Source organism: Marinomonas fungiae, from assembly GCF_001418205.1.
Taxonomy (GTDB): Bacteria; Pseudomonadota; Gammaproteobacteria; order Pseudomonadales; family Marinomonadaceae; genus Marinomonas; species Marinomonas fungiae.
The window spans coordinates 359,642-371,896 of sequence record NZ_LIQF01000003.1; the positions used below are offsets into that span (position 1 = coordinate 359,642).

Genomic DNA, 12,255 nt, shown 5'->3' on the forward strand with positions numbered 1-12,255 from the left:
CTAGATTACTCTTCTTGTAATGTCTTTAGTTCGTCTTTAGTGAGTACAAAGACGCCATTGCCGCCGTTCTCTAGCTCCACCCACATAAATGGTGTGTCAGGATAAGCTTCTTGTAGTGCCACTTCAGAATTACCGACTTCGTATACCACAATACCGTTATCGTGTAGGTAATCTGCAGCCTGCGCTAGGAACGCACGGGTAAAATCTAACCCATCTTCACCAGAAGTCAGTGCAATTCGCGGCTCATTATGAAATTCTTCTGGTGCTGTGTTGTAATCACATGCATCCACATACGGCGGATTGCAAATAATTAAATCGTATTGTTTACCTGCAAGACCTTGGAACATGTCTGAGTGAATCGCTGTCACTCGATCTTGAACCTCGTGTAGAACAATGTTTTGCTCCGCCACGGCAAGCGCTGCCTCACTAACATCGGTAATATCTACTTTCGCTTCTTCAAAAGTTAACGCCGCAGCGATGCCTAGACAGCCACTGCCTGTACACATGTCCAAGATGTTTAATGGGTAATTCTGCAACCAAGGTTGAAACTCGCTTTCAATCAACGCCATGATTGGTGAACGCGGAATCAAGGTGTCTTTGGTAACCTTAAATGGTAAACCCATAAACCAAGCCTCGCCCAATAAGTATGGTAGAGGTTCTCTTTTGTTGATTCGTAAATCAACAAACTTAAGAATGCGTTTCTTCTCGTTATAGGTTAAACGACTGTCCAAATGTTCTTTAGGAAAGTCCAAGGGTAGAGACAAAGAACCTAAGACAAGTTGTACCGCCTCATCCCAAGCATTGTCGGTACCGTGGCCGTAAAAGATATCGGAATTACGAAAGCGCGAATAGGTCCAACGAATGTAGTCTTGGATCGTCTGTAAGTCGCGTATTGCTGATTGATGTCGGCTCATGAAACTTTATCTTAATTCAAAGGGGTCATTATAGCGGCAAAGCCCCGTAGACTCTACGAATCCAATTTACTCGTCTTTAAAGTTTTTGCTAAATCCTGCAAATCACTCAATGCATTGGTTAATAATTGTTCGTATTGACTATTGCTCTGCTGCTGTAACTGTTTTATCTGCTGCTGCGCGTTGGTTAACGCGTCATTGAGCATGACAATCGTTTGGTCTTGTTTTGCTAGATCAACCTGTGCTTGGCTCAGTTGCGTGTCGGCTTCTTGTAATTTACGGGCACTGTCAGCCAGTTCGTTTTCCAAGACTCGATTTCGAACTAAAGTATGTTCCAGTCGTTCGCTCAGCTGCTGTTGCTGGGCTTGCAGTACGGTCTCATTGGCTTTTGCAGTATCTAATTCGAGTAGAACCTTTTCCAATTGAGCTTCGGACTCAATATAAGCCGTCGAAAGCGAATCATTTCTTCCCTCAAGGGCCTCTTTGCGCAAACTCATTTGAGCTTCAAAAGCGTGGACCTTTTCATCTAACAATACGGAAAGCGATTGCACAATATCTCGTTCGAATCGTTTAAAACTTGGTGAAAGATGCTCGGCAACATCCTTCACTTCACTTTCTTGATATTCGCGGTATGCCTCTTCCCATTCATTAATGGCGTTGAGTAATGTTGTGTTCGAACAGCCTCGGCCATCCAGATCTTTAAAGAACTGGCTTAATCGCGGGATATTAGGAAAGGTATTGTTTTCAATTAACTTCCAACACGCTTCGATGATTTCTTCTTTAGCAATGTTCGCTTTACGAGCCATTGTTGTATCGACCTCAATAATTTAATTGAAAATATAGATATGCAGTTTACGCTATTTATCTTTTATTTCCCACCTTAGTGGCCGCCTGGAAAAGAGTAAAGCTGACGCTCACTATCATTGAGTTGCGCAAGGGCTTCGCTAGTGACTTGGTAACCTAAATCAATCAACTCTTTAGACCGCCAAAACTCATAAAAACTGCATGCATCTTTGGGGATTGAGATAAGTAGATCGGGAGGATAGCCTGCCACTTTGTATTGAGTTAGGGACTCCTGCATAGTTTCAAACATCATGTTAATCGTTTGAATACGCCCCCAGCTTTGCGTGTTATAACGGGTTTCTGGCTCAATAGATTCATCATCCGCTTCACTTTTGACCCGACCAAAGAAGTCTTTTACCCCACGCCACCATTCAGATTCTTCTTTGACTGACTCAACAAATGGATGTGGGCTGGTATTACGAGCCGGTCCATTTAAATCTACGGCAATGATGTAATCAGCACCTGCAGAGATAGTTGGGATAATGGGCAAAGGATTGAGGACGCCGCCATCGACATAAACTCGCTGGCCCACTTGTACTGGGTTAACGATAGATGGTACGGCAGAAGAAGCTCGCATGGCTGGCAACAAAAGGCCATTTTGAAGCCAGAACTCTTTTTGACTCAGAATATCGACACCAACAGCGGTATAAGGCAGAGATAAGTCCTCGATACGGACTTGGTCGCCTATTAGCTCTTCAATAAATTGAAAGTATCGATCTCCGCGGATATAGCCCCCCATCAATACGGCCATATCCAACAGTTTTAATACGTTAAGCCGATCTAGTTGTTCAGCCCATTTTTGATATTCCGGCAGTTTACCGCACAAGAAGACGCCACCAATAATGGCTCCAATTGAGCAACCTGAGATCGAAACAATTTTATAGCCTTGTTCTTGAACGGCATTAATCACGCCAATGTGGGCATGCCCACGAGCGGCGCCGCTCCCCAGCACTAATGAAACAGTTTTCTGTGGCATATTTGTACGCTTAGATTAGTTTACGTTGCGTACAAAAATAACACGATGCTCGCCATAATTGGTATTGCCCATATTGGCTAAATTGATAAAACGTATTGCTGCTCGTTCGTCAGGATTTAATCCTAAACGAATTTCCTCGATATACGCATCACCCACATCAATAGCACTACGCTCATCTGCGGCACTGGTCACAAATGCAACCACACCTTGATAACTATCTAAGGTATTTAGAAAACGGCGAATTCGAGGCACATCCGTGGCAGCTAATTGCGCAAGAATCTCAATTTTTGCATCGCTACCTTTTGGAATCACTTCATCTACACGAACCATCACGTCGCCAGCACCACGACGATTCAAATAGACTACCCAGTAATGCATGCTTGCATCTTTAACCACCCAAAGGGACTGACTCGAGTCTGGGCCATACAATAAATAGTCATTAAAAAAATTATTGGCCCAGGCATTAGAGCTGCCACAGGCACGGCTTTGACAGCTATAGAGGATATCCCCTTCAATACCTTGAATTGCTTGCTGATAAAAGCTTTCGACCGACGACATCGGCACATTTCGAGCGATCTTGTATAAGGTGCGAATAGTTGAACCTTGAACAGTTTCTACCTTTTCTGGCTCCCAGCCGCGACCGGATCGATAGATTTTTGCCAACGGAATCTCGATATAACTGTTTTCAAGCGGTTCACTTTTAATCATTTCAGCACCGCGAAAAACAGGAAATCCCTTTTCGTCGGCAAAAGCCGAAGACGGTACACAGAACGCTAATAAGGATGATAAGACCACACCAGCAAATCGAAACATAACCACTACTCCTTAGGCTGAAAGCCTAGTTCTGATCTACAAATCGACGAATTTCCATAGCTACATACGGCACCGTTTCCGGCTCTAGATGAAAATGATGATTACCATCTAACCTTTTTAGCTTAATCCATGGAAAGACTTTAGCGCGATTTTTGACCAATTCTTGCTGTTGGATATAGATGCCTTGATTGGCTACTAGAGCCATAGTGGGGCATTTAATGGACTGAATAAACGCCTCAACCGAGGCATCATCCATGCGAAATGGAGAAGGAAAAGACAACTTATAATCAGCGCGCCAGATCCATTCGCCGTTGACCACCGTAGAGCCTCGCTCTACTAGGGGTTTAGCGGCAGCATAGGACAGCTCCGTAAAACCTTTCATACGAGCATATATCAGATCTTCTTGGCTCGGATAACGTGAAAAGTGCCCCGAACGTTTCTTAAGCATTTTTTGCATAGCACGTTGCATGGTGGTAACACGCTGTTCCGGTGTCGCCGTCGCTGGACCCATGCTATCTAAAATAATCAGGCCGCGAACTTTATCAGGTACTAAAGCCGCCACCAACATGGCAACACTTCCTCCCATGCTATGACCTATAAGCCAAACAGATTGATTAGAGGTATTCAGTACACTGATCACATCTAAAGCATAATCCCAAAGATGATAAAAACTACCGTCAGGTCGATGATCAGATAAACCGTGACCAGCTAGGTCAAGAGCCGTTAAATTGTACTCAGAAAGATGTGAAGCAAGATTTGAAAATGAAGCAGCGTTGTCTAACCAACCATGCAACATTACTAAGCGTAATGCATTGTGATTCGTCGACAGCCACTGCTTAGCGGCAAGTTTTGTATGGCCAAGATTAAATGCCGTTTCATTGGACATAATTAAAGACTTCTATCAATGTTTAGGAGAGATTGCCCACCTAAATTGACAACATGCCGTCGCAAAAAGTTCCCCTTCAAGGGCTGCAATCGCGGCCGTTTCCATCTGAAATACAGCGGGTAACGGTTGATCCGCCAGCATATCCACTAACTGATAAGCGAATGGCTGATGTGTCACCAACAAGATTGAATCATAGGGCAGATCGTACAGCCATAAAGCCACATCCAACTCTTTGCCACTTGGGGTAATGCTATCTAGGGTTTGAGGCAATGTCTTAGTCCCCAACACTTTTATAAACTCATTGGCAGTTTGTTGAGCCCGTAAATATGGACTCACAAAAATGGCATCAAAATCTTCATTAAGCGCAGCGAACTGCTCGGCAGTGCTACGAACTTCATCGTAGCCCTGCTCGGTCAATGCCCGCTGAGCATCTTGGTCGTAACCAAACGGCTCAGCGTGGCCATGGCGCATTATGTATAAGCGCTTAGTCTTCACGACCATCGCTTTCTGGCCAAGACTGAAATGGGAATGGCTTTTCATCTTTCGTGAAAGACAAGAAAGAAATTGTTTGTTTGATGAAAGTACCAGTTGATGATACCCACTGATCAAGCAATGAAACTTCAGACTTAGAAGCAAAACGAACCAATGTTGCAATGATTACTAGGAAGCCAAACACTGTCAAAGCAATGTTCAATACACCCCAGTAGACCAGCATAAACAACATTCTGATCCAAAATTCTTGATTAGCGTAACCAGGTTTACTCATTTCTATTTACTCCAGCAGTCGCGAATTCAACATCCCATTTTTGCTCGCCAGTCATCATACTGCCGATCAAGGAATCCAAACTCGCATTGTCAAAAATCAGTTTGTACAAACCTGAGGCAAGTGGCATATAAAGACCGTGTTTATTGGCCTCTTCGACCACCATGCGCAAAGTGTTCACACCTTCTGCCACTTCACCAATGGAGCCCACTGCTTTCTCTAGTTCTTCACCAGAGCCCAAAGCAAAGCCCACTCGATAGTTTCGACTTAACGGTGAGGTACAGGTTGCGATTAAATCCCCCATGCCCGCCAACCCAAGAAATGTCATTGGATTCGCACCGAAATGTACGGCAAATCGGCTCATTTCAGCCAAGCTGCGCGTCATAATCATCGCCATGGTATTTTCGCCAACCTTCATAGCCTTAGCTAAACCACAGACAATGGCATAAATGTTTTTCAATGCCCCGGCTAATTCTACGCCAGTACTGTCGCGATTTTCATAAACTCTAAAGGTACGAGATTTCAACAACTCAATCACTGTTGCACGTAACGCATCATCGTTACTCGCAATCACTGAACCAGTCAAATGCCCTGCAGCAATTTCTTTGGCTAAGTTTGGACCACTTAACACCCCAATGCGTTCCGTTACACCGTTTCGGCGCAGAATGTCGCTCATTAACTCAAAGCGATTTGGGTTAAAGCCCTTCGTGGTACTGATCAGGATTTTATCCGCGGTCAGCAATGGCTTAATACGCTCAACAACCTGCTCAAAGGACTTCGATGGGATGGATACAAAAATCGTATCACTGGCACGAATCGCTTCTTCTAAGTTGCTGGTCGCTAAAAGCTCACGATGCAATGGTGCATTAGGTAGGTAACGGCTATTCAGCCCCGTCAAATTGATCTCTTCGACCTGTTCTTCGTTTCGCATCCACTGGCTGACCTGATGGCCATTTTTAGCCATAATGTTTGCCAATGCGGTGCCAAAACTACCGCCACCTAATACACAAACCGATTGCTTATCCATAGTTTCTTCAATGCCTTATCGTTAAGAAGAACAGCTTACTTCTAAATGACGCCCCCAATCTGGAGCACGCTTCGCTAAAGCTTCACTTTCCGGATGCTCATCATAGGGACTACTTAGTACCTTGAGCAACTGTCTAAACGGCAAGTAATTACCTGACTCAGCCGCTTCAATTGCTTGATGAGCAAGATAATTTCTTAGAATAAATTTCGGATTCACTCGTTGCATCTGTTTGCTGACGGCTTGTTGATCTCGTCCGTCATTTCTTACAGACCAATAGTAGTTGAGCCAATCCGCCATTGCTTTTCTATCTACGACTTCATCCATTAAAAATTCCGGCTTATCCGCTTCAAAAAGGCTCAAAAAGCGGAAGAAAATAGTAAAGTCAACATGCTCCTTTCTCAGTAAAGAAAACAGCTGTTCGAGCAATGGCTCTAGTTCTACCGTGTTTGCTAAACCAAGCTTCTCCGCCATCAATTCATCGTAGTGTGATTGAAGACAAGGCTCGTAATGTTTCAGAATTTCGATCAATTCTTCCCGTGAGAAATGCTTCGAAAAGGCAAACATCAGACAGTTTAAATTCCAAAGACCGATTCCTGGCTGACGGTGGAAGGCGTAACGGCCTTCGTAATCAGAATGATTACAAATCCAACGCTCGTTGAAATCTTCCATGAAACCGTATGGTCCATAATCAATGGTTTCGCCAAGAATCGAAAAGTTATCCGTGTTCATAACGCCATGCTGAAAACCAACAGACTGCCATTTCGCAATCATACGAGCGGTTCGCTGAACAATCTCGATCAACATAGATTGAATGGGCTGAGCGTCTTCTTTCAGATGGGAAAAATAGGTATCTAGGGTGTAGTCGATCAATTGTTGCAATTCGTCATACTTCTTATGGGCAAAGAAGTATTCAAAGTGGCCAAAACGAATATGCGTTTTGGCCGTTCGAATCAACATAGCACCAGTTTCAGGTCGCTCACGGTAGACTGCTTGCGTACTGTCGTATAACGCCAGCGCACGTGAAGTGGGAATTCCTAAGCCATGCATAGCTTCACTGGCAAAATACTCGCGAATAGAAGAGCGTAGCACAGCGCGACCATCACCTTGACGACTAAACGGCGTTTTTCCTGCACCTTTTACATGCAAGTCATGCAGCACCCCTAGATTGTCTTTCACTTCTCCCAGCAGAACACCACGACCATCACCCAAGCGTGGTGTAAAACCACCAAACTGATGACCGGCATAAACCATACTTAAAGCACCATCAACTGCTTCTTGACCGCTCAACTGTCGCTGCACGAACTCATCTGAGAAGTCTATGCCAAGCTCCTGAGCTAGCGACTCATTAAATTCAACCAGACGCTGTGCTTGCAAAGGCTGAATTTGAGTATGCGCATAAAACTCATAGCCAAGCTCGGCAAAATGATGGTGTAGCAGCATGCTTCCTCGTTAGTCTTGGTCGCGTACGTATTCACAACGAATCGATGCGCCGATGGTCGCCTCGATTTCAGGGATCATGAAAGAATCATTTTCCGTAGCAAAACTAACGGATTTACCCATTTCTCCGCCACGTCCAGTACGGCCGATGCGATGCACGTAATCTTCAGGATCTTCAGGCAAAGTGTAGTTCACAACTAGATCAATGTTATCCACATGAATACCACGACCAGCAACATCAGTCGCTACTAAAACCTGAATACTGCCGTCCTTGAACTTCGAGAGCGTTTTCACACGCTTATCTTGTGACACTTCACCAGACAACATGGCGCAGTTAATGTTTGCTTGTTTCAGCTTTTCATTGAGGTCACGTGTTTCATCTCGACGATTAGCGAAAATGATCGTACGCTGATAATCATTTTCTTCGATCAGTTTTTTCAAAATCGGCCATTTCTGATCGTCTGATACGGTGTAAATCACCTGATCAATGTTTTTGTTAGTGGTTTCTTTTGGTACGACAGACACTTCTTGCGGATGGAACGTCCACTGACGGGCCAAAGCCTGAATATCTTTCGGGAAAGTTGCGCTGAATAGCATTGTTTGACGACGCTCTTTATGAGGCGTCATACGAATAATGCTTTTCACATCAGGAATAAAGCCCATTGAAAGCATGCGATCAGCTTCATCTAGCACGACGCACTCAACTTTATTCAACATAACCTTCTTGTTGCGCGCAAAATCCAGTAAGCGACCAGGCGTTGCGACAACTAAATCAACGATCTCTGTTTCCAGCTGATTACGCTGTTTGTCGTAGTCCATCCCGCCTACTAAAGACACTACATTGAGGTTTGTGTACTTCGTCAGCTTCTCAGCTTCATCGGCAATTTGAAGAGCCAATTCACGAGTTGGAGCGATAATCAGGCCACGAGGAAAATGATTCGGACGTTCACCTTCAACTGGGTAGTCTAAGAAATCACTAATCATAGCGATTAAGAAAGCGGCTGTTTTCCCAGTACCTGTTTGTGCTTGACCAATTAGGTCATAACCTTGCAATGTTGCGGGTAAGGTTGCTGCTTGAATTTCACTGCAGTATTCAAAGCCCATTTTCTGGATAGCTTTCAATACACGATCTGGAAGGTTTAAGTCGTGGAAACGAACTTTTCCTTCTACTTCTGGCACTTTGAAGTCTTGGATAGACCAAAGTTCATCACTTTCCTGTTCAGCAGCCGGAGTTTTCGCTCCCGTTGCGTTAGCACTGCTTTTGTTGTGTTTACGACGGGGTCTGCGTTGGCGCTTAGGTCCCTTTGATTCAGGGCGCGCGGCTTCTTGCTGTTTTTCCATGTGAGAGTATTTAATCTCTTTTGATTGAATGTTTATTAACAAGGCTCAGAGTGTACCTAAATGGTTCACTATTATCACCTTTAGTTTGTTAAATCTGTTTATAGGGTGGCAAGCTGTTGATTAGCTGAGCACCGTAACGTTTAGTTTTCAAGCGCTTATCAAGGATGTGAATTTCACCGCTATCATTCTCACTACGCAACAAACGTCCCGTTGCTTGCACCAATCTTAAAGAGGCATCCGGAATGGTGATTTCCATAAATGGGTTGCCGCCTCGTTTTTGAATCCACTCAGCTAAAGTGGCTTCAACGGGATCATCAGGGACCGCAAACGGGATTTTTGCAATGTAGACACGCGTCAGGTAATTACCTGGCAAATCCACCCCTTCCGCAAAACTTGCAAGACCAAAGAGCAGACTTCCCTTTTCCTCATCGATAGCATCTTTATGGCTATCTAGAATGATTCGTTTGGATTGCTCACCCTGCATTAAAAGAATTTCTTTTAAGTCATCTTTAAGACCTGCTGCCACGTCTTCCATCTGACGACGGGAAGAAAACAGCACTAATGAGCCTAGTTTGGTATCAATTTTTTCGTTCAGATACTTGATTAATTCTTTGGTATGCGCCTCCGCATGATTCGGTTCAGATTCCATTTCTGGTACGACTAACGTGCCTTTATTAGCAAAATCAAACGGACTGATAACGCGTAGATATTCACTTTCACGAGGCACGCCGGAGCGCATATTAAAGCGATGAAACTCATTCAATGCCGTCAATGTCGCAGAGGTCACCACTGCACCAAAGCATTTATCCCAAAGTTGCATGCGCAATGTATGAGCGGCCAAAATGGGCGAACCGCCCAGCTCAATATCTTGCTCCATGCCCTGCCCAACGACCACTAACCAGCGAGCATTAGGTGGGTAATTCTGGTCATCTTGCGTGGAATACAATTTCCACAACTCTGTACAAGCTTCCAAACGTCCGAGAATCACTCCAAGAATAGGAAGCCAGCTTTCTGCCGTATCTTCTTTTATTCCCATGCCTTCGTTTTGTTTAACTTTCTTGCACTCTTCCTGAATGTTCTCGATCTGGTTAAACAACTTCTGGTAAGACATGGCCAAGCTGTAGGCCAGTTGTCGTAACTCGTCAGGTATGACACCAAATTCAAAGCGATGTTGACGCGTTTCTTGATCTAAGCCCAAGTTTTGAATAAATGGAGCCAGCCCCTGCTGCACATACTGAATAAAATTGATGGTACTTTGAATTTGCTGTGGGATTTTCAGCAAAATCTGACCTGTTGTACTGATCTCCTCAGTCAGCTCTTGCCGCAAGTTAATCAAATTTTTATCTAGCTGTTTCAACCAACTAATGCTTTGCTGTAAACGCACCTCATGTCGAAAATGACCAATTGCCTTATCTGGTAGGTGATGACCTTCGTCGAATACATAAATGGTTTCCTTTGGATCGGATAAAATAGCACCACCACCCAAAGACAAATCTGCTAACACTAAGTCATGGTTGGCCACAATAACATCTGCGGTTTCCAGCTCCGCGCGCGCTTTAAAGAAGGGGCAAGCCGAGAAATTAGCACAATTTCGATTAGTGCATTGCTGATGATCCGTTGTCAGGCGTCGCCAATCTTGTTCGCGAACGATGCCTTCCCAATTGTCTTTATCGCCATCCCATTTTCCTTCACGGATAGCATCATCCATCTCTTGGTAAAGAGCAGTATTCACATCATCCGCTGCTAAGTGTTGTTCAAATAAGCCGGCAAACATGTCCTCTGTGGCTTGCTCTTCAGCACTTAGGAAGCTTTCCAGATTGTTTAAACACATATACCGACCACGACCTTTAGCTAAGGTATAGCGAAAGCTGTAATCAGTATACTCTAGAAGGCTTGGCAGCTCCTTATGCAAGATCTGCTCTTGCAATGCTACCGTAGCCGTTGAGATAACCAGCTTCAGACCTTTGTCCTTGGCAATAGGAATAGCTGACAAGCAGTAAGACAGAGTTTTACCTGTCCCTGTTCCCGCCTCCACCACTGCAACATGCTTCTCGCCAAGCCGCTCTCCTTCTGATCCTTGTCTTATATTGCCAAGGGTTCTAGCGATGGTTGCGATCATATGACGCTGTCCCACGCGTGCCTTATGCCCTTTCGCTTCAAGGTAAGCTCGGTAGGCGGTTTGGATTTTTTCTTTAATCTTGTCTGAAAGCATGGATTTTAGTTGAGCAATTAATGATTAGCTGTATATAATAACAGTAACTGTATAAACAAACAGATGCCATATGATTAAATTAACAAAAAGACAGTCTGATGTACTCGAGACAATTCGCGAATTCATCATCGAAACCGGTTTCCCACCCACTCGTGCTGAAATCGCTACGCGCTTAGGCTTTCGTTCGCCTAATGCTGCCGAAGAACACCTCAAGGCACTGTGCAAAAAGGGCGCGATTGAAATGCTTTCTGGCGCTTCCCGCGGCATTCGTTTAGTAGATCAAGAGCCCGCTTCCAGCGCAAATGACGAAAACGGCACCTTGCCTATCGTAGGTCGTGTAGCGGCTGGCTATCCAATCCTAGCTCAGGAAAACATTGACTCACGTATCAGCATTGCTGCAGAGATGTTCTCACCGAAAGCTGATTACCTGCTCTCGGTTAACGGCATGAGCATGAAAAACGCAGGCATACTAGACGGAGATCTATTAGCCGTTCACAAAACCCATACTGTTCGCAACGGTCAAATTGTGGTCGCTCGTATCGGCGACGAAGTGACCGTTAAGCGCTTTGAACAGAAAGGTCGAGAAGTACGCTTGATCCCTGAAAACGAAGAGTTTTCCGACATCATTGTCGACCTAGAAAGCGAAGACTTCGCTATTGAAGGCTTATCTGTTGGTGTTATCCGTCGCGGCATTTAAGCTCATTACTAAAGAAATAAGGCATGGTTTGAAAGCATCAAACCATGCCTTTTCTATCATTAGAGCCAACACCTAATCCTTAGTGTAAAATGCGCGGCATAAACTCTTCATCGTGCGCATCCGTTTCACCAGCCCCATCGAAATCACCAAAATCTTCTGAGTAAACAAAATCGATGCCAGCATGGAACATGCATTTGGCTAATTCAAAATAACGATCTTTCAGAAAATCCTTGGTGTCGTCAGAGATAGTCAGCGTTGCGATCGGTGTTTTATCATCGTCTTCACCAGCTGCCCGAAGTACGATTTCACCATTTTCAAGTTCTACTATTTCTAAGTAAGTATCTTTCAT

The 12,255-nt window shown here is 44.5% G+C and carries 13 protein-coding genes; 1 reads left to right on the forward strand and 12 read right to left on the reverse strand.

The features are described from left to right. Positions 1–5: 5 nt before the first annotated feature. From prmB to dinG, 11 genes are all read right to left on the reverse strand, one after another. Positions 6–914 carry a 50S ribosomal protein L3 N(5)-glutamine methyltransferase gene (gene prmB, locus ASC49_RS06640; RefSeq protein WP_055462443.1) on the reverse strand — a complete coding sequence of 303 codons (909 nt, stop codon included), beginning with the start codon at positions 912–914 and terminating at the stop codon, positions 6–8. 53 nt (positions 915–967) lie between these two features. Beyond that, on the reverse strand, positions 968–1,717 hold the full coding sequence (locus ASC49_RS06645; protein ID WP_055462444.1) for an HlyD family secretion protein: 750 nt from the start codon (positions 1,715–1,717) through the stop codon (positions 968–970). A 74-nt stretch (positions 1,718–1,791) separates the two neighbouring features. Next, positions 1,792–2,730, reverse strand: a complete 939-nt coding sequence (locus tag ASC49_RS06650; RefSeq protein WP_055462445.1) for a patatin-like phospholipase family protein — start codon at positions 2,728–2,730, stop codon at positions 1,792–1,794. 15 nt (positions 2,731–2,745) lie between these two features. After that, complete coding sequence (locus ASC49_RS06655; RefSeq protein ID WP_055462446.1) at positions 2,746–3,543, reverse strand: DUF4892 domain-containing protein; 798 nt, start codon at positions 3,541–3,543, stop codon at positions 2,746–2,748. A 25-nt stretch (positions 3,544–3,568) separates the two neighbouring features. Beyond that, positions 3,569–4,429 (reverse strand): alpha/beta hydrolase, encoded by an 861-nt coding sequence (locus ASC49_RS06660; RefSeq protein WP_055462447.1) that lies wholly within the window; start codon positions 4,427–4,429, stop codon positions 3,569–3,571. Positions 4,430–4,444: 15 nt separating this feature from the next. After that, entirely contained in the window at positions 4,445–4,924 is a 480-nt protein-coding gene (sixA, locus tag ASC49_RS06665) for a phosphohistidine phosphatase SixA (protein ID WP_407067171.1), read from the reverse strand. Beyond that, a complete protein-coding gene (locus ASC49_RS06670) occupies positions 4,914–5,195 on the reverse strand; it encodes a DUF4389 domain-containing protein (protein WP_055462449.1) in 282 nt (93 codons plus the stop codon). Before ASC49_RS06670 ends, sixA begins: the two co-directional genes overlap by 11 nt. Beyond that, positions 5,188–6,219, reverse strand: coding sequence for an NAD(P)H-dependent glycerol-3-phosphate dehydrogenase (locus tag ASC49_RS06675; RefSeq protein WP_055462450.1), 1,032 nt, complete (start codon positions 6,217–6,219; stop codon positions 5,188–5,190). Before ASC49_RS06675 ends, ASC49_RS06670 begins: the two co-directional genes overlap by 8 nt. 21 nt (positions 6,220–6,240) lie before the next feature. Next, a complete protein-coding gene (locus ASC49_RS06680) occupies positions 6,241–7,659 on the reverse strand; it encodes a protein adenylyltransferase SelO (protein WP_055462451.1) in 1,419 nt (472 codons plus the stop codon). A gap of 9 nt (positions 7,660–7,668) precedes the next feature. Then, complete coding sequence (locus tag ASC49_RS06685; RefSeq protein ID WP_055462452.1) at positions 7,669–8,997, reverse strand: DEAD/DEAH box helicase; 1,329 nt, start codon at positions 8,995–8,997, stop codon at positions 7,669–7,671. Between the two features lie 88 nt (positions 8,998–9,085). Further along, on the reverse strand, positions 9,086–11,209 hold the full coding sequence (gene dinG / locus ASC49_RS06690; protein WP_055462453.1) for an ATP-dependent DNA helicase DinG: 2,124 nt from the start codon (positions 11,207–11,209) through the stop codon (positions 9,086–9,088). Between the two features lie 70 nt (positions 11,210–11,279). Here dinG and lexA point away from each other — a divergent pair, with 70 nt between their 5' ends. Further along, positions 11,280–11,906: a transcriptional repressor LexA gene (gene lexA / locus ASC49_RS06695; RefSeq protein WP_055462454.1), complete on the forward strand. Its 627-nt coding sequence runs from the start codon at positions 11,280–11,282 to the stop codon at positions 11,904–11,906. Positions 11,907–11,985: 79 nt separating this feature from the next. On the opposite strand, the gene ASC49_RS06700 is transcribed toward lexA, so the two are convergent. Beyond that, positions 11,986–12,255 carry a hypothetical protein gene (locus ASC49_RS06700; RefSeq protein WP_055462455.1) on the reverse strand — a complete coding sequence of 90 codons (270 nt, stop codon included), beginning with the start codon at positions 12,253–12,255 and terminating at the stop codon, positions 11,986–11,988.

Bases quoted from the DNA above. Each gene is read 5' to 3' on its own strand.
- ASC49_RS06680 (WP_055462451.1), bottom strand. From the start codon at position 7,659: ATGCTGCTACACCATCATTTTGCCGAGCTTGGCTATGAGTTTTATGCG.
- ASC49_RS06645 (WP_055462444.1), bottom strand. From the start codon at position 1,717: ATGGCTCGTAAAGCGAACATTGCTAAAGAAGAAATCATCGAAGCGTGT.
- ASC49_RS06660 (WP_055462447.1), bottom strand. From the start codon at position 4,429: ATGTCCAATGAAACGGCATTTAATCTTGGCCATACAAAACTTGCCGCT.
- prmB (WP_055462443.1), bottom strand. From the start codon at position 914: ATGAGCCGACATCAATCAGCAATACGCGACTTACAGACGATCCAAGAC.
- ASC49_RS06700 (WP_055462455.1), bottom strand. From the start codon at position 12,255: ATGAAAGATACTTACTTAGAAATAGTAGAACTTGAAAATGGTGAAATC.
- ASC49_RS06685 (WP_055462452.1), bottom strand. From the start codon at position 8,997: ATGGAAAAACAGCAAGAAGCCGCGCGCCCTGAATCAAAGGGACCTAAG.
- dinG (WP_055462453.1), bottom strand. From the start codon at position 11,209: ATGCTTTCAGACAAGATTAAAGAAAAAATCCAAACCGCCTACCGAGCT.
- ASC49_RS06675 (WP_055462450.1), bottom strand. From the start codon at position 6,219: ATGGATAAGCAATCGGTTTGTGTATTAGGTGGCGGTAGTTTTGGCACC.
- ASC49_RS06655 (WP_055462446.1), bottom strand. From the start codon at position 3,543: ATGTTTCGATTTGCTGGTGTGGTCTTATCATCCTTATTAGCGTTCTGT.
- ASC49_RS06670 (WP_055462449.1), bottom strand. From the start codon at position 5,195: ATGAGTAAACCTGGTTACGCTAATCAAGAATTTTGGATCAGAATGTTG.
- lexA (WP_055462454.1), top strand. From the start codon at position 11,280: ATGATTAAATTAACAAAAAGACAGTCTGATGTACTCGAGACAATTCGC.
- ASC49_RS06650 (WP_055462445.1), bottom strand. From the start codon at position 2,730: ATGCCACAGAAAACTGTTTCATTAGTGCTGGGGAGCGGCGCCGCTCGT.